We start from the raw sequence: 19,977 nt of genomic DNA, 5'->3' as shown, positions 1-19,977 counted from the left end.
TGGGGTCACGCCCAAAATAGTGTAAACGAAAAAAGACTGCTTTCATCGGCAGTCTTTTTGTTTTAATTTAAGTTGTGATTATTGAAAGTCGGCATCGGTTACGCCTTCGTTGATTTTTACATCAGACATTTTAATGTCTAATTCAAAACCTACATTTTGGATGATGTTGAAAGGAACTTTTACGCCTTTTACGTCTCTATAATCGCTATAAGTGATTGTTTGTGTCATACTTTGACCTCCTTGTTCTAAAACTTTTGAGTCGGCTACTTTTAGACCAGTTGTGGTGTCATAGAAATAAGTTGTTTTACCGTCTTTGATTCCGTAAGCATCTTTACCATTGATGGTTTCGATGCCTGAAAGGGTGATGTCTGCTTTTTTTAACAAAGTTGTTTCAACAAATGTCGTTGCGCTAGCTTTCATAGCATCTAAGTCTTTGCCAGTGAAATCTCTGCGTTGTCCTTGTTGAATAGCATAGGCTCCTTTTTCGTTTACTACTTGTTTCATCAAGCTCATAGGTCCCATCGCTAATTCAATCATCATTTTCCCTTTGCTGTCAATTTTAGAAGTAAAGCTTAATGGAGAAGGTGCTTGTGGAATGGTTGTAGAACCAGTCATAGCAATGGTTTTTACAGTAGCCACAGCTTTGTCTCCACCAATAGCTTTGATGTAGTTTTCTAGAACGCTTTTGGCAGTAACTCCAGCTGGAATTTCTTTTTTGGTTACTGGTTTTTCTACAGGATTACCATATTTGTCAAAAAAGAACAACGGCAATTTTAGTTTTTCTAAACCAGGTGTTACTTCGCTTGCTTTACCTACGATTACAATTCTGGTGTTGTCTAATAAGAAGTATTTATTAGCCACACGAAGAATGTCCTCTGGTGTTACGGCATTGATGGTTTGGATGTATTTTTCGTAAAAATCGGCTGGCAATTGTTCTGTTTCAATGTTCAAAGCATAGCGCGCCACAGCTTGTGGTTTTTGAACTTGCATTACAAAACGACCAATGTATCCTGCTTTTACGTTTTTCAATACTTCGGCATCTACTTTTTCGGTTCTGATTTTTTTGATTTCTTTGATGAATTCTACTACGGCGCTGTCAGTAACGGCATTACGAACGGCAGAAGTAGCTACAAATTTGGTTACATATTTTCCGCTTCCAATTTCAGAACGCGCACCATAAGTCCAAGCGTGTTTTTCTCTCAAATTCATATTCAAATACGAATTGAAATCACCACCCAAAATTTGATTAGCAATCACTGCTGGGAAAAAATCAGGGTCGTTCATTTTTAAATTCAAAGTGTTGACCAATGAAATTTCGGATTGTACAGCATTTGGTACGTCTACCAAGTTGATTTGTAATTTGTCTACGTTTGGATTAGCGGTATAGCTTTCTTTGGTAATGGTTTTTTTCTCCCAAGCGCCAAATAGCTTTTCAACAGCGGCTTTGGTTTCTTTGAATTTTACGTCTCCAATGATTACCAAATAGGCATTTTCTGGTACAAATCGAGCAGCGTAGTTGCTTTGAACATCTGCAAGTGTTACGTTTTTTAAAGTTTCTTCAGAAACATATTCACCAGAAGGATGATTTTTTCCAAAAGCTAGTACATCAACAACTCGGCTAGAAATTGCGGCTACACTTTTCTCGTTGGCTTTTAATCCTTCAATCATTTTCGCTTTGTCTTTGTCGAATTCTTCTTGTGTGAAAAGCGGAAACAAAGCGCCTTCAGCTAATAATTCTAAAACGCGTCCAGAATATTTAGATAGTGCACTTGCGGAAGCGCCTTGCGAAGAGAAGTTGATGTTGGCGCCTAAGAAATCAATTTCTTCATTGAATACATCTTTTGGAGTTTTTTGACTTCCGTTACCTACTAGGCTACTAGTCAAATCATCAACTCCTTTTTTGTTGCCTTCGGCAAAAGGAGGATTGTCTAGCGTAAGGTTAAAAGAAACACGTGGAAGTTTATGATTCTCTACGACCATAACTTTTAGTCCATTTTTTAGGACAAAGCTTTGTGGCTTTTTGATTTGAACCATTGGAGAAGGTCCTGGTTTGGGTTGTGGTCTGTTTTGCGCTTGCATAATTCCTGTTACAAAGAATAGGGTTAAGAGGATGCTTATATTTTTCATAATGTTCATATCTTGTTATTTGGCCTTTTCAGCAGCTGGTACGTAATCTAAAACTAAACGTTGATTAGGATTTAAATACTTTTTGGCAACGTCTCTAATTTCTTCTCTTGTGATGGAGTGAATCATTTCTATTTCTGTATTGATTAGGTTGATATCGCCATACAATAAATAATAGCTAGCCAAATTCTCGGCGATTCCTTCAATAGAAGAGTTAGAGCTTACAAAATTATTGTCGAACTTGTTTTGTAATTTTTGGTAATCTTTCTCAGAGATTAATTCGGTTTGTAATTTTGTTATTTCTTCGTCAATTTCTTTTAAAATGTCTGTAGCGGTGTTTTTGCCCATTGGTAAACCATACAAAATATACATTCCGTAATCTTCTTGACTGTTGCTAAAAGCGCCTACTTGTAGTGCGATTTTTTTGTCGTCTACAATTTTCTTGTATAATTTAGAGCTTTTACCATCGCTTAAATAAGAAGAGATAAGGTCTAAAACGCGTGCATCTCTTGTTTTCATTGAAGGCGTTCTGTAAGCCGCTACAATTGCTGGAATTTGAATGTTGCTGTCTTCAAATTTGGCTTTTATAGTTTCGGTTATAGGTTCTTCGATGAATTGTTCTCTTTTGATAGGAGCTCCTTTTGGGATAGAACCAAAATATTGTGCAATCCATTTTTTGGCTTGGTCTTTTTTGAAATCTCCTGCTACAACTAAAACAGCATTATTAGGAATGTAGAATTTCTTGTTGAACGCTTGAAATTCTTCTAAAGTGGCAGCGTCTAAATGTTCCATAGAGCCAATTGTTGCCCAACGGTAAGGGTGTTTTTTGAATAGGTTTTCTTTTACTACCGCTTGGAATCGGCCATAAGGTTGATTGTCCATTCGGGTTCTTTTTTCCTCTTTCACTACTTCGTTTTGCGTGTCCACACCAATTTTGTTGATGACTGGGTGCAATAGTCTTTCGGATTCCATCCAAAGAGCTAGTTCTAAATTATTAGAAGGAAAAACTTCGTAATAATAGGTTCTATCGTCTGATGTATTGGCGTTGTTCACGCCTCCGTTGGCAGTTACAATCTTGAACCATTCTCCGCGTTTGATGTTTTCAGTTCCTTCAAATAATAAATGTTCGAAGAAGTGAGCAAAACCAGTTCGATCTGGTTTTTCGTCTTTTGATCCTACGTGATACATTACTGAAGTGATTGCTACAGGAGCCGATGGGTCTTGATGTAATATAACGTGCATACCATTGTCAAGGTCGTACTCTTCAAAAGCTACTTTTTGAGCTGAGGCAACGCCTCCAAGCATCAATACGCTACTCAAAGCCATTATTGTTTTTTTCATAAGGTTTATTAAAGTTTTGTTCTCGCATTAGTTTAGGTTCCATAAAAAATGTTACATCAAATGTACTTCATTTTAGGCTTTATTGTAAATATAATCTTGTTTTTACACGATTTTAACATTAGTTATAACCTTGTAAACAGCTTAAAAATCAGAGGGTAATAGGGTTAGAAATATTTTTTAAGCATTAGATTGCAGGATTAATATTTAGTTGTATATTTGCAACCTTAAAAATCAATAAATCAATTTGGTATGTATGCAATCGTAGAGATAGCAGGGCAACAATTTAAAGTAAGCAAAGACTTAAAGGTTTATGTTCACCGTTTGGCTAATGAAGAAGGTTCAAAAGTTTCTTTTGACAAAGTTCTTTTATTAGATGATAATGGAAATGTAACTTTAGGCGCCCCAGCTATAGAAGGTGCTTCAGTAGAAGCTAAAGTGTTACAACACTTAAAAGGAGATAAAGTTATCGTTTTCAAAAAGAAAAGAAGAAAAGGATACAAAAAAAGAAATGGTCACAGACAATATCTTACTCAAATTGTAATTGAAGGTATTACTGCAGGTGGAACAGCTAAAAAAGCAGCTCCAAAAAAAGCAGCTGTTGAAGCTACAACTGAAGAAGCGCCAGCTCCTAAAGTAAAAAAAGCTCCAAAAGCTAAAAAAGAAGATACAAAAGAATAATAACAATATTAAAACCAATACGTCATGGCTCACAAGAAAGGTGTCGGTAGTTCTAAGAATGGTAGAGAATCAGAATCAAAACGTTTAGGCGTTAAGATTTTTGGTGGTCAAGCTGCTATTGCTGGGAACATCATCGTAAGACAAAGAGGTTCTAAACACAATCCAGGTGCTAATGTTTACATTAGTAAAGATCATACTTTACACGCAAAAGTTGATGGAGTTGTGAAGTTCCAAAAGAAAAAAGATAATAAATCATACGTTTCTGTACTTCCATTTGAAGCATAAGAAATAGGATTATAATTATTAAAAAGCCTGTCAATCAAGAATTGACAGGCTTTTTCTTTTTTAAGATGGATTGAATAATAATCCAATGCTGAAAAACAATTTTATCTTGTTATTGTTGACCCAAGAGGTGTCAAAAATAATTGGACCTAAAAAGGTGTTGTACGAAATGGTAGCTCCGCTAGACAGCAGCATGCTTGTGGCATCTTGATCTTGCCACTTGCCTTTTGGTGCATAAAAATTTCTTTTGAAATCATTGAAGTCTTGAAAGCCCACTGCTGCAACATCAACGTGTGGGATTAAATATATTTTTGAGGTAAGATTGGTTTGTAGACTTAGGTTTACTTTTATGAATTGACTGACATTGAGTTCGTTTTCTTGTAAACCTGCAAATGTTACGCTGTTTTTCAAAGGATTTGGTGTATAGCCTCCAATAAAGTATTTAGATGCATACCCAAACTGAGCAGCAGAAATTTGATTGGATTGTAACTTGTCTTCAAATAATAACCCTGCGTTAGCTTCCATAATAAGTACTTTGTTCTTAATAGGAATTCTGTTTTCGTAGCTTAAATTGAATTTAGTAAAGGGATTCAGGCTTCCGCTATAGTTTTGAGTGCTATTGTTAGAATTGTTTATGTCAACATCTTGGCGGAGCGACCGAGATAATTCAATATATAACTTATTTCCAGTTGAGGCAAAAAACACTTTATTTAGATTGTCTATATAATAATGAGCATTCATTTCTATTTGGTTCAAATAGTAACTGCTTAAAGTAAAGACAGTATTAAATCCTGGATCTGTTTTTGGACGTAAATGGGTATAATGATAGTTGAGTCCGAAGCCAAAATAGCTTTTTAAAGAATTGATGTTCCTATTGATTTGGTTGTCAAATTGGAAGGCGTTAAATTGGAGATTGTCTGCTTTTTTACGTTGTATGAAAACATCTTGAGTAACCCGTTGACCATAGGCTTCTGAGCGCCACCACCAATTTTTTTCTTGACCAAATATTTTTTGATATTGCAATCTTATCCTTGGTTGTTGCGCAATATCACCAGTTACTAGAATTCGGGAAGACTCTCCTAATAAATTCCTTCCAGTATAATTAATAATCGCGCCAAAGCCTCTAAAAGTGTCAAAATGTAGCGAGGCTTTCATTTGACTTCTGTAGTATTCAGAAGCATTGAGTTGAAGATATGTTTTGTTGTCTTTCGAAAATGTGGTGTAATTGATTTGATTGAATAAATTAGTTCCCATCGCTTTTCTAATGCCTTCAGCAATGTCTTCAATTGTATACTTGTTGTTTGTTTCTATACCAGCACGTTTTTTAACCAATTCAAGATTAGCCTTGCTAAAGTCTTTGTATACAATTGTATCCAAAACAAATGTGCGATCAATTATAGGCAGTTGCGGTTTTGTTGAAGGAAAAGCTTTTAGTTTTTCGGCTAATGCTACCAAGGCTGGGATATTTTGGTTTGTAGCAATTTTTCCTTCTTTGTAGATTTCTTTACTCGCGTTGAAATCGCCTGTAGAATAAGTTAAATTAGGATAATGACTAAATAGAATATCGCAAAGCTTTTTGTTTTTTTCATTCTTTAAATTACTTGTTAACATAGTTGATTGAAAAATAAGCGTCGAAAGATTTTCTAGTTTTTCAATGGTTACTTTATCGTCTCCCACATCACTCCCAATGATAATGTCTGCGCCCATATTTTTGGCAATATCTGTGGGGAAATTGTCTAACATTCCGCCATCTACCAAAATGGTGTTTTGGTAGGGAACTGGTTTGAATACACCAGGAATAGACATACTAGCCCTCATTGCTAAGCCGATGGAGCCTTCGCCAAGAATGACTGTTTTTCCATTCAAAATATCAGTAGCTACAGCTCGATATGGAATCGGTAATTTGTCGAAATTAGAAACGTTATAAGCGGGATAGGTAATTAATGATATAAATTCTCTAAGATTTTGATCATTTAATAAGGAGGATTTAATGACAGGTTTGTAATTTTTTACATCAATGTCAATCAAGTAGCGACTGAATTCACTCATTTCCTCTACGCTAACATTGTTTAGGGAAACTTTTCCTCCTAACAATTCGTCCCAACGAGCACTATTTGCAATTTTGGCGATACTGTCTCCAGAATAACCCATAGCGTATAGTCCTCCTACAACACTTCCCATGCTCGTTCCTATAACTAAATCAGGAACGATACCCAACGAATCGAGGGCTTGAATCACTGGAATATGGGCAATTCCTTTGGCTCCGCCGCCACTAAGCACTAAAGCTACTTTTGGTTTTTTATTTTGGGAAAAATGATGTTGTGGTATTGCAAATATCACTACTAGTAAGAAATGCATCAGCCAATGTGACTCGAATAAACGCTTTTTCAAATTGTAAAAATCGAATCGGAAGTGCTCTTTTTTTTGTTTCATATTTTGAAGACCAATAAGTTAGCGAACTCATTTTTTGTTGCCTTCTAAAATACTAAATTAGAACAAGATACAAACGTTCTTCTTTTGTTAAAGTTTTGAGTGCTTGATGGTTGATGAGTTCTTTCTGTTTAACTTCAGTTTTTTGTGTAGAGTGATTTTTTTGTTTAGTATCTTATTGATATTATTTACTATTTTAACATTTCTAGTTTTGTAATTTAAAATAGTATAATTTTGGATTTCCACATACGAGTTCAGTATAATTATCTCCAATTTTTTCACCAATATAAGTAGTTACTAATTCTCCAGTATTTGAGTCATGACTATAGTCCCAAATTTCATTATTTGAATATAATAGCTCTGTAAATGAGTAGGATTCTGGATTATCAGAGAATTTTATTTTTTCAGTTTTTATTAAGTCCCATTTTTTTGAAGTCCTATAAATTTCATAAAAAAGGATTTCATCTTTGGTTATGGTAATCATTTTTCCGCCTAGGTTGTCCTCTCTAATAGCCCAATTTCCTTCTTTTAGGATCCATTTCCAGTTTCCAATCAATGAATTGATTTTGTTATCTCTTAAAATAGTTTTTAAAGAATCTGACTTTTGTGATGCTTTTTTGCTTATGTCAGCTTTTGGATTAATATTCTGAATGATTGCAAAAGTTTTAATTGCTTCTATATTATCTCCATTTTTATAAGACTTTATTGCTACTGTATATAGTTGTTCTTGGTACTCACTTCGGTCGGTTCCCTGAGCTGAGATTATCTGAACAAAGAATAATAATAAGGTGACAAACAAAAATTTTTTCATTTACTTATTGACATATTTATTTTAATCATAAAAATACAAATATTATAGTTTAAACATTAAAAGGGGTAAAATTTTACTTTAAAATATTCAATACTTGTCTATGAATAGAAATTTTGAGTTTAAATAGTTATATCAAACCAAAAAACCTCACAGTACAACTGAATTTAGTTCAGTTTTCTGCGAGGGTTTCTTTGTGCTATATATGTTTTAGGATAGTTTACTCACAAGTTACGTTGTCCAGAAGACAAGTTATTCATAATTATACTATCCTAAAGTAGAAATGATAATTTACTGTTGGTCAAGTTTTTTTGTCATTGTAAAACCAATAAATAATGCGACACCAGCCATAGTGAAAATAGTTGCAGGATACAATGCGCCTTCATTTAATGAGGTATATGTTGAAAGCAACAATGCTATAAAAACACCTATGCCTATACCCATAAGTAATAAGGCTAAGTTTAAAAGTATTATTTTTGAAAATGAGGTTGAACTTTTGTCTCTGCCCATAAAAATGCTTGCATCAACACCTTTTTCGATAAGTGCCAAACGTTCTTTGTTTCTTGTTGATAGATAAAGGTAAATAATACCGAAAATTGCTAAGAACAAGCTGATTGGAATTAAAATTTCTGCGTTCATAATTTTTATTTTTTTAAATTGATTAATGTATTTGTTAGCTATGACGATGCTATTTAAGATTAGGTTACACATTTTTTGAAAAAATATTTTTTGCGTTTTATTGTAACCTATAGTAATGACTTGTCGTCTGATGTAAATATGAACAGTTTTAACGAGCAATACTATATTACTAAAATCATCGGAGGTGACTCGAGTGCATTTGCTGTATTGGTTGATCAATATAAGGATTTGGTCTTTTCGTTGTCTTTGAAAATGCTTAAAAATAGGGAAGAGGCCGAGGAAGCCGCTCAGGATACTTTTGTAAAAGTGTTTAAATCCTTGAACAACTTTAAAGGGGATTCAAAATTTTCAACTTGGATTTACAAAGTAGCTTATAATACTTGCTTAGATCAACTCAAAAAGAACAAAAGAGTGCAGGATACGATTCCGATAGATGATTTTTCTGAGAAACAAATTGAAAACTTAGAAAATGTTTTGGATGCTATCGATGAAAGAGATCGAAATAAAATGATTCAGGATTGCATTCATTTGTTGCCGAGCGAAGAGGCTTTTTTATTGATCTTGTTTTATTTTGAAGAACAATCTTTGGAGGAAATTTCAAAGATTATAGATTGTACTGCCAATAATGTTAAAGTGAAACTTTACAGAAGCAGAAAAAAAATTGCGTCTATTTTAAAAATGCGTTTAGAACCCGAAATAATTGAATGTTATGGAAGCAAGCGAAAATAAAGACTTAGAAAAATTAGTAGATAAAATGATGAGTGATCTAACTTTAGAATCACCTTCTATAGATTTTACTTCAAAAGTAATGGCTCAAGTTGCGGCAACAAAAGTAAGTGAGGTTACTTTGTATAAACCTTTAATTCCAAAATCAATATTTATAGCTGTTTTTGGATTTACTTGTTTGTTGACAATTTATCTTTCTATTTATGGTGAAACGACACCCGAAAGCTGGTTGAATTTTATTAATTACGAAAAGTTATTCAATACTAGATTATTGAAAGGATTTACAATTTCTACAATTTCGATGTATGCTATTGTAGCTTCTACAGTTATGTTTTGTGTTCAAATTGGTTTTTTAAAAAATTACTTTAACAAACGAATTGGAGTTTAAATTGCCCAAAAAAAAACAAACCCTTACATCCCGAAACTTCGGGGCTGTAAGGGTTTTGTCTTAGTTCTTTGTACTAAAATCTTAATACTAATATCTGTAATATTCAGGTTTAAATGGACCTTGAACTTCAACACCAATATATTCTGCTTGATCAGGACGTAAAGTTTCTAATTCAACACCTAATTTAGCTAAGTGTAACATTGCAACTTTTTCATCTAAATGTTTTGGTAACATGTATACTTCATTTTTGTAAGCAACACTGTTTTTCCACAATTCGATTTGAGCCAAAGTTTGGTTGGTGAATGAGTTACTCATTACAAAACTTGGGTGACCTGTAGCACAACCAAGGTTTACCAAACGACCTTCTGCCAAAATGATGATGTCATTACCGTTGATAGTATATTTGTCAACTTGTGGTTTGATTTCGATTTTTGAAGCGCCGTGGTTTTTGTTCAACCAAGCCATATCAATTTCGTTATCAAAGTGTCCGATGTTACAAACGATAGTTTTGTCTTTCATTTTTTCAAAATGAGAACCCAAAACGATGTCTTTGTTTCCAGTTGTAGTAATAATGATATCAGCTGTAGCGATAACAGTATCTAATTTTTTAACTTCAAAACCGTCCATTGCAGCTTGTAAAGCACAAATTGGATCAATTTCAGTAACCGTTACAATAGATCCAGCACCTCTAAAAGAAGCAGCTGTTCCTTTTCCTACGTCTCCGTAACCACAAACGATTACTCTTTTTCCAGCCAACATAATATCGGTAGCACGACGAACTGCATCAACTGCAGATTCTTTACAACCGTATTTGTTGTCAAATTTAGATTTAGTAACAGAGTCGTTTACGTTGATCGCTGGCATTGGTAATGTTCCCGCTTTTACTCTTTCGTATAATCTGTGAACACCAGTAGTAGTTTCTTCAGACAATCCTTTGATTCCAGCAACCAATTCTGGGTAACGATCAATAACCATATTAGTCAAATCTCCACCGTCATCCAAAATCATATTCAATGGTTTTCTGTCTTCACCAAAGAACAACGTTTGCTCAATACACCAGTCAAAAGACTCTTCGTCAAGACCTTTCCAAGCATACACCTGAATTCCAGCAGCAGCAATAGCAGCAGCAGCCTGATCTTGAGTAGAAAAAATGTTACAAGAACTCCAAGTCACTTCAGCTCCAAGCGCAATCAAAGTCTCAATCAAAACTGCAGTTTGAATCGTCATGTGTAAACATCCTGCAATACGAGCTCCCTTCAAAGGTTGTTCGTCTTTGTATTCTGCACGAAGCGCCATCAATCCTGGCATTTCAGCTTCTGCTAATTCAATTTCTTTTCTTCCCCAAGCTGCTAAGGAAATGTCTTTCACTTTGTAAGCCACATAAGGCATAGTTGCTGTACTCATTTATAGTATATTTGTATATTGAAATTTTTTGCAAATTTACGTAATAAGTTTAGAAATAAACGAATTTCTATAAGATTTGTGAATTGTTTAATTCCTTAAGCGTTAGAATTTTAAATGCCTTGTCAATTGCACATACAAAGTTGGTCAACTATAAGGAGCTAATCCTGCTGTCCACTATATCTTGTATGGCGAACCCCGCCATACAAGGATGCCGTTCCCATCAGGGCTAGGCAATGTGCTAAACAACAAGAGAATTGTATTCAAAAACCAAACTATAAACGACACCTTATTTACAAATGCCGTTATTCAAAACTATCCAGTATACTCAAGAAACCACACTCTACGTCTGGCACATCACCGAGACGTTCTCGGATTTATACGAACAAGTACACTTGAACACGATTAGCACTCAACGACTCAACGGAATGAAGTCGCAATTGCATCAGCGCGCCTTTTTGAGTGTTCGAAAATTACTAGCCGAAGCTGGATATACCGACTTTGATTTGTTTTATGATGCTTCAGGCAAGCCTCATTTGAACGATAACAAATACATTTCCATTACGCATTCACACGAATTCGCGGCCATTATCATAAGCACTCAAACCGTCGGGATTGATATCGAACTGCAACGAGAAAAAATCCTTCGCATCGCCGATAAATTTGTCGATACTGCTGAGTTATCTCGACTGCAAAGCTTCTCAACAGAGGATTATATTCGGAAGTTAACCGTGAAATGGGGCGCCAAAGAAGCCATTTTCAAAATATGCAACGAGAAAGGCATTAGTTTTAAAAACCACATCAAAGTCAGTCCATTTGAGTTAGACCAAAAGGAAACCACTGCCATTTTGGATTTTGAAAAAAAGAAGCAATGGTTTACTATTTGTTTTGATGAGTTCGATTCATTTACTTTAGTTTATGCTTTTGAAAAAAACGAGTAATAGTATGTATTCTTTCAGTAGTTTTGTGTCAACTCAGCAAATAGCTGTAAGATGATTATTATGAAAAACATTTATCAAGATATTCTATTGGCAAAAAAAGAAAAACGCAAGCTCCTTGCCATTCTTCTCGACCCCGATAAAATTGATTTGAATACGGTTCCTGCTTTAATTCAAAAAGTGATAAACTCTCCAGCTACGCACGTTTTTATTGGTGGAAGCCACGTAACTCATAATATTATTGACGAGTTAATTCTAAAGATTAAAAGCAGTTGTGAGTTGCCTATTGTGCTTTTTCCTGGCAATCCTTCTCAAATTTCTATTCACGCTGATGGTATTTTGTTTTTGTCCTTGCTATCGGGTCGCAATCCCGATTTTTTAATCGAACATCAGGTAAAAGCAGCGCCAATTCTCAAAAAAACCGACTTAGAAATTATTCCTACCAGTTATCTTTTAATAGAAAGCGGTAACGAAACGGCAGTAGCTCGCGTGAGTAAAACTACACCCATATCACGAATCGATGTCGAGGCGGTTTGTAATACCGCGATGGCAGGCGAAATGCTAGGGCATCAGCTCATTTATCTCGAAGCAGGAAGTGGCGCAAAACAATCGGTTCCATTAGAAATGATTCAAGAAGTTGCTAAAAACACCACTATTCCACTAGTTGTTGGCGGAGGCATTACCTCTTTGTTGGGTATACAAAATGCGTATGATGCAGGAGCTGATTTGGTAGTTATCGGAACTGCTTTTGAAAAAAATCCTTCTTTTTTTGAAAACAAACACTTCACTATAAACAATGATTGATTATTTTTTTGCACAATATAAAGACTATTCCACACTGATGGTTAGTCTGGAACTCATTGCCATTTTTTTTGGTTTAGCCAGTGTTTGGTTTGCCAAAAAAGATAATATTTTGGTATTTCCAACGGGTTTGGTTAGTACTTCAATTTATGCCTATTTGCTTTGGCAATGGGAGTTATTAGGCGATTCGATGATCAATGTGTATTATTTTGTGATGAGTCTTTACGGTTGGTACCATTGGACACGCAAAAAAGGGGATGAAGTAGAATTTCCGATTTCACGGACTACAAACAAAGATAAAATATATGGACTTTTTATTTTTTGTAGTACAATTATTTTCGTCATAGTTGTGTATCTTTATTTTGGTAAATTTACTAATTGGTATTCTTATGTTGATACCTTATTGACGGCTATATTTTTTGTTGGTATGTGGTTAATGGCCAAACGAAAAATAGAGAATTGGATTTTTTGGATAATAGGTGATTTCATCTCTATTCCACTTTATTTTGCAAAAGGCTACACTTTTACCAGCCTTCAATACGTTATATTCACAATTATTGCCTTTTACGGTTATTTAGAATGGAAGAAAATCTTAGACAAAACACAAAAACAGGAGCTTCAGAAATAATACGAATTGCCATTTTTGGACCTGAATCTACAGGCAAAACGACTTTGGCGAAGCAATTAGCGGAGTATTATAAAACAGTTTGGGTACCCGAATTTGCACGCGACTATTTACAAGAAAAATTAGATAGTGGTCGTGGCGTTTGTGATATAGACGATATGTTGCCAATTGCCTATGGTCAAACCAAATTAGAAAACGAGAGCGCAGCTATAGCAAATACTTATTTGTTTTGTGATACCAATCTGATGGTGACCAAAGTGTTTTCTGAACTGTATTATAATTTTTGTGACTCGTTATTGGATAAGGCGGCTCGCACTCATCAATATGATCTTTTTTTTCTAACAGATATCGATGTGCCGTGGGAAGATGACGGTTTAAGGGACAGTCCAGAAGGGCGAGATTCTATTTTTTCCGCTTTTAGACAATCGCTAATCGATAATAAAAAGCCTTTCATTACGCTGTCTGGTGATAAAGAAACACGTTTGAAAAAAGCCGTTTCCGTTTTGAATGATTTGAATGTTGCCAAAAAAATGGGTATTGATTCTCGTAATTTTGTTCAAATTTATGAACACGGTATTCCACTGGAAAGAGTACGTGAACAATTAGAATTTTATCAAAACGGAATTCCGAAGGCAATTCTTGATAGACCAGCAACAGTAAATGACGGTATTTTGCGCCTAGCAACTGAAGATTTTGTTGAAAAAGCAGCTTTTTTTGATGAGAACAAGGCAAGTTTGAAACTGATGAAGTTAGTGCCAGCCTCGGGAGCTGCAACACGAATGTTTAAATTTTTGAATGAATTCTTAAGAGATTATCATTACGAAACAGAGAGTATTAATGCCTATATCAACAGAAAACGCGATTTGGAGCTCTCGCTTTTTATTGTTGGGATGGATAAGTTCTCCTTTTTTGAAGCGATAGATAAGAGGCTTAAGACTGATTTTGCCGACTTTAAGTTTTGGCCAGCAGACAAAAAAAATTATTATTTCATAACGTATTTGTTATATCCTGATTATTTCGATTTTGGGAGTAAACCCAAGGGTGTTTTGCCTTTTCATAAATATTCAGATCACGTAGCAACTCCATTTGAGGAGCATCTCAACGAATGTGTGGCTTATGCAGCTGTTCAACAAAAAGGGCATTTGCATTTTACTATTACGGAATCCCATCAATTGTTGTTTGATAAATTAGAGCAAGAATTTAAAATCAAAATCGAATCAGAGTCCAATACACTTATAGATGTTGGATATTCTTATCAAGATAAATCAACCGATTCTATTACAGTGGATACCAATAATCGTTTGGCTCGAAATCAAAATAAAGAACTTTTGTTCCGTCCTGGCGGTCACGGCGCTTTGATTCAAAATCTCAATGCTTTGGATGCTGACATTGTTTTTATCAAAAACATTGATAATGTAATTCAAAATCATATTGAGGCTATTGCTTTATACAAAAAAGGGTTAGCAGGTATTTTGATAGGATTCCAACAACGTGTTTTCTCCTATTTAAGAGCTATTTATGCGCAGCAAGTAGGTGAAGTTGAAGTCGATGAAATTGTTCATTTTGTTCAAAATGAACTTAATATCGAATTGGTCAAAGGATTTTCTAAGTTTACTTTTGATAATAAAGTAAAAGAATTAACTCGTGTTTTAGATCGTCCTATTCGTGTTTGCGGAATGGTTATTAATGAGGGCGAACCAGGTGGTGGCCCATTTTGGGTAATTGATGGTAAAGGGAGAACGACTTTGCAAATTGTTGAATCGTCTCAAGTTGATTTAAAAAATGAAAAGCAGCAACTTATATTAGAAAGTGCTACTCATTTTAACCCTGTAGATTTGGTATGTGGAATTAAGAATTTTCAAAACGAAAAATTTGATTTGACTCGTTATGTTGATCCGCTTAGTGGATTTATTTTGGAGAGAAAATTGGGCAATGAAACTATTAAATCATATGAATTGCCAGGTTTGTGGAATGGAGCTATGGCTAAATGGATAACGATTTTTGTTGAGGTTCCAATGGTGACTTTCAATCCAGTTAAAAATGTAAACGACTTACTTAAACCAGCGCACCAGTTCCATCAAAATTTATAGTATGGAAATAGATCAAATCGTAAAAGAGTTACAATTTAAAGCCGTTAGAAGTAGTGGTGCTGGAGGACAAAATGTTAACAAAGTTGCTTCTAAAGTGGTTTTAACTTTTGATTTGAAACAATCTCAAGCATTAACCGAGGAAGAGAAAATAGTACTTGAAAACAAATTAGCCAATAGATTAACGTCTGAACAACTGTTGATTTTGCATTGTGATGAAGACCGAAGTCAACTCAAAAACAAAGCCATTGTGATTAAGCGTTTTTTGGCGATAATCCGAGCAGGTTTGTTTGTAGCCAAAGAAAGAAAAGCTACCAAAATTCCAAAATCGGCCATAAGAAAGCGCATTAAGGATAAAAAGAGTTTGTCAGATATAAAACAATCTAGAAGGAAGCCCGATTTTTAGTAGTTTCAAAAACTTTAAACTTTAAACTTGGAACTTCAAACAAATGATTTATATTTGCCCCGTCTCAAAGGGGTGCTCTAAATAACGAGCTGAGATCATACCCAAAGAACCTGGGCGGGTAATGCTGCCAAGGGAAAAAATGACAAAATTGTAGAGTGCACGCTATTGTCTTGTCATAGAAACAAATCATTTATTAATTTAAAAACAAAAGAATAATTCCCCCTTTTATTCGTAAAACTATTTACGGATGAACACTTTAATTTATTCAAAAAGTACAAAGACAGTTCCTTTACGTCTTTTTTCTATTCTCTTTTTTCTATTCTCTAGTATCACTTTTGCACAAGTAAAAGACACGACCAAAGTCAATCAATTGGATGATGTTTTGGTTTCGGCAGTGCGTGTGACTTCTAAAACGCCGGTTTCTTTTAGCAATTTGACCAAAAAACAAATCCAGTTCCGCAATTTAGGCCAGGACATTCCAACTCTCATGAATTACATGCCTTCAGTAGTTACTACTTCTGATGCTGGTAACGGAATTGGCTACTCAGGGATACGCGTGCGTGGTAGTGATGCTACTCGTATAAACGTAACCATCAATGGAATTCCGTACAATGATTCTGAAAGTCACGGTACCTATTGGGTGAATATGCCTGATTTTGTTTCTTCAGTAGAAAGTATTCAATTGCAACGTGGTGTGGGGACTTCTACCAATGGTTCAGGAGCTTTTGGAGCGAGTTTGAATATGCTAACTGATTCGTATACCAAAGAAGCAAGTGCTGAAATTGCCAGCTCAGTAGGAAGTTTTAGTACTTTGAAAAACACGGTTAAATTCAGTACCGGTTTACTAAACGACCATTTTGAAATCGAAGGACGTTTATCTGTTTTACAATCTGACGGATACATTGACCGCGCTAGTTCAGACTTAAAATCGTATTTCTTGCAAGGAACTTATGTAGGGAAAACTACTTTGCTAAAAGCCTTGGTTTTTGGAGGAAAAGAAAAAACATACCAAGCTTGGAACGGGATTGATGGCGCTACACTAAATAGCGATCGAACCTTTAATTCGGCTGGAATGTATACAGATGAAGCAGGAATTACTCGTTTTTATGATAATGAAACCGATAATTACCAACAAGACCATTCGCAATTGCACTGGAACGAAAGATGGTCGGATAATTGGAGTTCTAATTTTGCTTTGCATTATACAAAAGGGAAAGGCTATTACGAAAATTACAAAGAAGAGGCTAAGTTTTCTAGTTATGGTTTGAATCCGATTGTCATTAATGGAACAACGATTGACAAAACTGATTTGGTGCGCCAAAAATGGTTAGACAATGATTTTTATGGCACTACTTTTTCTGCCAATTATACTACCGATGCGTTACAATTAATTTTGGGTGGAGGATATAATAAGTATGAAGGCCTTCATTTTGGGAAAGTAATTTGGGCGCGTTACGCTTCTCAAAGTGAATTGGGAGACCGATATTATGAAGATTTTGCTACGAAAACTGATGGGAACTTTTTTGCCAAAGCCAATTATCAAGTAACAGAACAATTGAGCTTGTTTGGAGATTTGCAATACCGTCACGTACAGTACAAAGCCGATAGCCCAGAAACTGGTTTGGTCAATGATACCTTTCGCTTTTTTAATCCTAAAGCTGGTTTGAATTATAAGTTCGACGAGGCGAACACGATGTATTTTTCGTATGCAAGAGCCAACCGCGAACCGAATCGCACCGATTATGAAAATGGAGGCGTACGACCTGAAACCTTAGATGACTTTGAATTGGGATGGCGTTTGAACAACAAAAAAATACAATTGAACACCAACATCTATTATATGGCATATAAAAACCAGTTGATTTTGACTGGAAAAATAGATGATGTGGGCGCTCCTATTCGTTCAAATAGTGAAAAAAGTTACCGTTTAGGTCTTGAGGTTGATGCTACTATTGCTCTTTCTGAACAATGGATGGTACGTCCTAACTTTACTTTAAGTGCCAATAAAAATGTGGATTTGAATATTACAGGTACAAATTTTGGAACAACAGATATTGCTTATTCTCCATCGGTAATTGTGGGGAATGTATTGGTGTTTTCGCCTTTTAAAGCCTTGCATTTGTCTTTGTTGCAAAAATTTGTCGGAGAGCAATTTATGAACAATATCGAGTTGCCTGCTGCAAAACTGGCTGATTATTTTGTGAATGACTTCAATGTGAGTTACACGTTCAAGCCTAAAACAATCTTCAAAGAAATTGTGTTAAGTGGATTAGTGAATAATTTTTTGGATAAAAAGTATGTGTCTAACGGGTATATGTATGACATCTATCCTTCGTATTATCCACAAGCAGGAATTAATTTCTTAGCAGGATTGAATTTGAAATTTTAATTTTTAGTTTAATTATTTTTAAAATCCAGTGTTGTTATGACACTGGATTTTTTTGTTCAAAGAGGATGAGTAGTTTTACCCGCGTGAGGGATAGGAGCTGGCTACCGAAGTAGCGCGGATAGCCCGACAGTTCACGACAAAGGGGGCAACTCACCAGCAAGATGAGTTGCCCCCTTTGTTGTGAGGTGGCACGCCCAACTATTAATTATACACTCGAATCACGCTTCCGATAACTTCTATGCGGTATTGTTTTAGGGGATATTGTAGGTCGCTTAAGCCAGAAAATAAGCTGTATTCTTTGCTGTCGCAAGGACAAATGGCGTTGATGCCTTTGATGGTTAGGGTTGAGCAACTGCTTAGTGCTTGATTCGGGCAAGCGGCATCGAATGCATTGTAACCGCTTCCAGTATTGAAAACAATAAGTCCACGAGCTCCCGCTCCTGCGTAAAAAACCGCATTACTCGGAAATTTTAAGTTGGAGTAGGCGGGTAAACTAGTGTTGATGTCTACGGTAAAGGAATAATTCGGAATGTAGGGGTTTTTATTGGATACACCATTATCGCTACAGCTTGATAGTAGGACAATTGCGAATAGGAAAAGCAGTTTTTTTATCATTTTAAAATAGCATCAAAGATTAGTGAAACAAATTTAATTTATTTAACTTTGGATTGGTTATGGTTAACATTTAATTATAGCATAAAAAAAATTATAGTATATTTGCGGAAAGAAATCCCGTCCTGATGGGATTTTTTCTATTTTATATCAGTCAGGTATTGTAATGTGAAACGTAAGAAAACCAATAGTATTGCATTGGTTTTATGTGCAAGGAAACAAGAAAAAACCACTTAATTATTAACGCAAAAAGTTATGAGTAAAGTATCTTATTATACAGCAGAAGGATTAAAAAAGTTAAAAGACGAATTGGATTACCTGAAAGGAGTGATGCGTCCTAAAGCTTCGCAGGACATTGCTGATGCGAGAGACAAAGGAGATTTGTCTGAGAATGCAGAATATGATGCGGCCAAAGAAGCTCAAGGTTTGTTGGAAATGCGTATTTCTAAGCTTGAAGAAGTTTATGCTAATGCTAGATTGATTGACGAATCCCAATTGGATGTTTCTAAAGTTTTGGTTCATTCTAATGTAAAGATTAAGAATCAAGGGAATGGTATGGAAATGAAATATACCTTGGTAGCCGAAAGTGAAGCGGATTTGAAAACCGGAAAAATATCGGTGACTTCTCCTATCGGGAAAGGTTTGTTGGGTAAAAAAGTAGGCGAAGTTGCTGAAATTACTGTGCCTAACGGAGTATTGAAGTTTGAAATCATTGAAATTTCTCGCGACTAAAAAACAATAGTGATGAGTAGTATTTTTACCAAAATTGTAAATGCCGAAATTCCTTGCTATAAAGTAGCAGAAGAGGAGCAATTTTTAGCTTTTTTGGATGTTAATCCGAATGCAGCTGGTCATACGCTTTGTATTCCTAAGCAAGAAATTGACAAGCTTTTTGATATGGATGAGCAATTGTATCTAGGATTGATGCGTTTCTCCAAGAAAGTAGCCGCTGCTCTAGAAAAAACAGTGCCTTGTGAACGAATAGGTATGGCTGTAATTGGACTAGAAGTACCTCACGCACACGTTCATTTGATTCCGATTAATGAAATGAACGAAATGCGTTTTCAAAATAAAGTCGCTTTGACAAAAGAGGAATTCGAAACTTTGGCAACAAAGATTCAACAGAATTTATAAAATCTTTTTTTCATATATTTAAACACGAATAGCAATCTTTGAATGCTGTTCGTGTTTTTTTTATACCAATTCTCAACTATGAAATCGCCATTAACAAAAAGTTTGTTGCAAACAAACACCGATAAGTAGAAGGCGATACCATATATGGCCTCTAACAAATAACTCTTA

The 19,977-nt window shown here is 35.2% G+C and carries 19 protein-coding genes; 12 read left to right on the top strand and 7 right to left on the bottom strand.

Annotated elements, in window-relative coordinates:
* Positions 1-78: 78 nt before the first annotated feature.
* The gene (locus ACSVH9_RS14235; protein ID WP_438064308.1) at positions 79-2,127 is read right to left on the bottom strand and encodes a M16 family metallopeptidase; all 2,049 of its coding nucleotides are present in this window, start codon (positions 2,125-2,127) and stop codon (positions 79-81) included.
* Between the two features lie 15 nt (positions 2,128-2,142).
* Complete coding sequence (locus tag ACSVH9_RS14230; protein WP_438064290.1) at positions 2,143-3,465, bottom strand: M16 family metallopeptidase; 1,323 nt, start codon at positions 3,463-3,465, stop codon at positions 2,143-2,145.
* A gap of 249 nt (positions 3,466-3,714) precedes the next feature.
* On the opposite strand from ACSVH9_RS14230, the gene rplU reads away from it, so the two are divergent.
* A complete protein-coding gene (rplU, locus tag ACSVH9_RS14225; RefSeq protein WP_024981940.1) occupies positions 3,715-4,143 on the top strand; it encodes a 50S ribosomal protein L21 in 429 nt (142 codons plus the stop codon).
* A 24-nt stretch (positions 4,144-4,167) separates the two neighbouring features.
* Complete coding sequence (rpmA, locus tag ACSVH9_RS14220) at positions 4,168-4,428, top strand: 50S ribosomal protein L27 (RefSeq protein WP_159687546.1); 261 nt, start codon at positions 4,168-4,170, stop codon at positions 4,426-4,428.
* A gap of 60 nt (positions 4,429-4,488) precedes the next feature.
* Here rpmA and ACSVH9_RS14215 read toward each other — a convergent pair whose 3' ends face one another.
* The 3 genes from ACSVH9_RS14215 to ACSVH9_RS14205 all read right to left on the bottom strand — a co-directional run bounded on the left by ACSVH9_RS14215 (position 4,489) and on the right by ACSVH9_RS14205 (position 8,302).
* Positions 4,489-6,858 (bottom strand): patatin-like phospholipase family protein, encoded by a 2,370-nt coding sequence (locus ACSVH9_RS14215; RefSeq protein WP_438064289.1) that lies wholly within the window; start codon positions 6,856-6,858, stop codon positions 4,489-4,491.
* A gap of 202 nt (positions 6,859-7,060) precedes the next feature.
* Positions 7,061-7,666, bottom strand: a complete 606-nt coding sequence (locus tag ACSVH9_RS14210; RefSeq protein ID WP_438064288.1) for a hypothetical protein — start codon at positions 7,664-7,666, stop codon at positions 7,061-7,063.
* Between the two features lie 288 nt (positions 7,667-7,954).
* Positions 7,955-8,302, bottom strand: a complete 348-nt coding sequence (locus ACSVH9_RS14205) for a DUF6249 domain-containing protein (protein ID WP_064714280.1) — start codon at positions 8,300-8,302, stop codon at positions 7,955-7,957.
* Positions 8,303-8,377: 75 nt separating this feature from the next.
* Here ACSVH9_RS14205 and ACSVH9_RS14200 point away from each other — a divergent pair, with 75 nt between their 5' ends.
* Together ACSVH9_RS14200 and ACSVH9_RS14195 are read left to right on the top strand one after the other, a co-directional pair.
* Positions 8,378-9,031, top strand: a complete 654-nt coding sequence (locus ACSVH9_RS14200; RefSeq protein WP_438064287.1) for an RNA polymerase sigma factor — start codon at positions 8,378-8,380, stop codon at positions 9,029-9,031.
* Complete coding sequence (locus tag ACSVH9_RS14195) at positions 9,012-9,416, top strand: hypothetical protein (RefSeq protein WP_438064286.1); 405 nt, start codon at positions 9,012-9,014, stop codon at positions 9,414-9,416. Before ACSVH9_RS14200 ends, ACSVH9_RS14195 begins: the two co-directional genes overlap by 20 nt.
* Before the next feature lie 87 nt (positions 9,417-9,503).
* On the opposite strand, the gene ahcY is transcribed toward ACSVH9_RS14195, so the two are convergent.
* Positions 9,504-10,820 (bottom strand): adenosylhomocysteinase, encoded by a 1,317-nt coding sequence (gene ahcY, locus ACSVH9_RS14190; RefSeq protein WP_438064285.1) that lies wholly within the window; start codon positions 10,818-10,820, stop codon positions 9,504-9,506.
* Between the two features lie 296 nt (positions 10,821-11,116).
* Between ahcY and ACSVH9_RS14185 the strand changes: the two genes are divergently transcribed.
* The 6 genes from ACSVH9_RS14185 (at position 11,117) to ACSVH9_RS14160 (ending at position 18,063) form a co-directional block, all read left to right on the top strand.
* Positions 11,117-11,758: a 4'-phosphopantetheinyl transferase family protein gene (locus tag ACSVH9_RS14185; RefSeq protein ID WP_438064284.1), complete on the top strand. Its 642-nt coding sequence runs from the start codon at positions 11,117-11,119 to the stop codon at positions 11,756-11,758.
* 60 nt (positions 11,759-11,818) lie between these two features.
* Complete coding sequence (locus ACSVH9_RS14180; RefSeq protein WP_438064283.1) at positions 11,819-12,559, top strand: geranylgeranylglyceryl/heptaprenylglyceryl phosphate synthase; 741 nt, start codon at positions 11,819-11,821, stop codon at positions 12,557-12,559.
* Positions 12,552-13,184 carry a nicotinamide riboside transporter PnuC gene (gene pnuC / locus ACSVH9_RS14175; protein WP_438064282.1) on the top strand — a complete coding sequence of 211 codons (633 nt, stop codon included), beginning with the start codon at positions 12,552-12,554 and terminating at the stop codon, positions 13,182-13,184. The genes ACSVH9_RS14180 and pnuC overlap by 8 nt, the downstream gene beginning before the upstream one ends.
* Entirely contained in the window at positions 13,136-15,271 is a 2,136-nt protein-coding gene (locus ACSVH9_RS14170; protein WP_438064281.1) for a DUF4301 family protein, read from the top strand. The genes pnuC and ACSVH9_RS14170 overlap by 49 nt, the downstream gene beginning before the upstream one ends.
* Before the next feature lies 1 nt (position 15,272).
* Complete coding sequence (arfB, locus tag ACSVH9_RS14165) at positions 15,273-15,674, top strand: alternative ribosome rescue aminoacyl-tRNA hydrolase ArfB (protein ID WP_438064280.1); 402 nt, start codon at positions 15,273-15,275, stop codon at positions 15,672-15,674.
* A gap of 247 nt (positions 15,675-15,921) precedes the next feature.
* Positions 15,922-18,063 (top strand): TonB-dependent receptor, encoded by a 2,142-nt coding sequence (locus ACSVH9_RS14160; protein WP_438064279.1) that lies wholly within the window; start codon positions 15,922-15,924, stop codon positions 18,061-18,063.
* Positions 18,064-18,264: 201 nt separating this feature from the next.
* Here the strand turns inward: ACSVH9_RS14160 and ACSVH9_RS14155 are convergent, their stop codons facing one another.
* Positions 18,265-18,678 carry a Rieske (2Fe-2S) protein gene (locus tag ACSVH9_RS14155; RefSeq protein ID WP_438064278.1) on the bottom strand — a complete coding sequence of 138 codons (414 nt, stop codon included), beginning with the start codon at positions 18,676-18,678 and terminating at the stop codon, positions 18,265-18,267.
* Positions 18,679-18,930: 252 nt separating this feature from the next.
* Between ACSVH9_RS14155 and greA the strand changes: the two genes are divergently transcribed.
* Complete coding sequence (greA, locus tag ACSVH9_RS14150) at positions 18,931-19,407, top strand: transcription elongation factor GreA (RefSeq protein WP_342690055.1); 477 nt, start codon at positions 18,931-18,933, stop codon at positions 19,405-19,407.
* Between the two features lie 12 nt (positions 19,408-19,419).
* Positions 19,420-19,809 (top strand): HIT family protein, encoded by a 390-nt coding sequence (locus ACSVH9_RS14145; protein WP_438064277.1) that lies wholly within the window; start codon positions 19,420-19,422, stop codon positions 19,807-19,809.
* Positions 19,810-19,977: the final 168 nt, after the last annotated feature.

The sequence above is a fragment of the Flavobacterium sp. RSSB_23 genome (assembly GCF_051547145.1).
Taxonomy (GTDB): Bacteria; Bacteroidota; Bacteroidia; order Flavobacteriales; family Flavobacteriaceae; genus Flavobacterium.
Note: the sequence above shows the minus strand (reverse complement) of the source record. Positions and strands in the feature narration are given on the sequence as shown.

What these genes read in the sequence shown, in the direction of transcription:
- rplU (WP_024981940.1), top strand. Translation starts at nt 3,715, where the DNA reads ATGTATGCAATCGTAGAGATAGCAGGGCAACAATTTAAAGTAAGCAAA.
- greA (WP_342690055.1), top strand. Translation starts at nt 18,931, where the DNA reads ATGAGTAAAGTATCTTATTATACAGCAGAAGGATTAAAAAAGTTAAAA.
- ACSVH9_RS14180 (WP_438064283.1), top strand. Translation starts at nt 11,819, where the DNA reads ATGAAAAACATTTATCAAGATATTCTATTGGCAAAAAAAGAAAAACGC.
- ahcY (WP_438064285.1), bottom strand. Translation starts at nt 10,820, where the DNA reads ATGAGTACAGCAACTATGCCTTATGTGGCTTACAAAGTGAAAGACATT.
- ACSVH9_RS14155 (WP_438064278.1), bottom strand. Translation starts at nt 18,678, where the DNA reads ATGATAAAAAAACTGCTTTTCCTATTCGCAATTGTCCTACTATCAAGC.
- ACSVH9_RS14160 (WP_438064279.1), top strand. Translation starts at nt 15,922, where the DNA reads ATGAACACTTTAATTTATTCAAAAAGTACAAAGACAGTTCCTTTACGT.
- ACSVH9_RS14210 (WP_438064288.1), bottom strand. Translation starts at nt 7,666, where the DNA reads ATGAAAAAATTTTTGTTTGTCACCTTATTATTATTCTTTGTTCAGATA.
- ACSVH9_RS14235 (WP_438064308.1), bottom strand. Translation starts at nt 2,127, where the DNA reads ATGAAAAATATAAGCATCCTCTTAACCCTATTCTTTGTAACAGGAATT.
- ACSVH9_RS14170 (WP_438064281.1), top strand. Translation starts at nt 13,136, where the DNA reads ATGGAAGAAAATCTTAGACAAAACACAAAAACAGGAGCTTCAGAAATA.
- rpmA (WP_159687546.1), top strand. Translation starts at nt 4,168, where the DNA reads ATGGCTCACAAGAAAGGTGTCGGTAGTTCTAAGAATGGTAGAGAATCA.
- ACSVH9_RS14145 (WP_438064277.1), top strand. Translation starts at nt 19,420, where the DNA reads ATGAGTAGTATTTTTACCAAAATTGTAAATGCCGAAATTCCTTGCTAT.
- ACSVH9_RS14230 (WP_438064290.1), bottom strand. Translation starts at nt 3,465, where the DNA reads ATGAAAAAAACAATAATGGCTTTGAGTAGCGTATTGATGCTTGGAGGC.
- ACSVH9_RS14195 (WP_438064286.1), top strand. Translation starts at nt 9,012, where the DNA reads ATGGAAGCAAGCGAAAATAAAGACTTAGAAAAATTAGTAGATAAAATG.
- arfB (WP_438064280.1), top strand. Translation starts at nt 15,273, where the DNA reads ATGGAAATAGATCAAATCGTAAAAGAGTTACAATTTAAAGCCGTTAGA.
- ACSVH9_RS14205 (WP_064714280.1), bottom strand. Translation starts at nt 8,302, where the DNA reads ATGAACGCAGAAATTTTAATTCCAATCAGCTTGTTCTTAGCAATTTTC.
- ACSVH9_RS14215 (WP_438064289.1), bottom strand. Translation starts at nt 6,858, where the DNA reads ATGAAACAAAAAAAAGAGCACTTCCGATTCGATTTTTACAATTTGAAA.
- pnuC (WP_438064282.1), top strand. Translation starts at nt 12,552, where the DNA reads ATGATTGATTATTTTTTTGCACAATATAAAGACTATTCCACACTGATG.
- ACSVH9_RS14185 (WP_438064284.1), top strand. Translation starts at nt 11,117, where the DNA reads ATGCCGTTATTCAAAACTATCCAGTATACTCAAGAAACCACACTCTAC.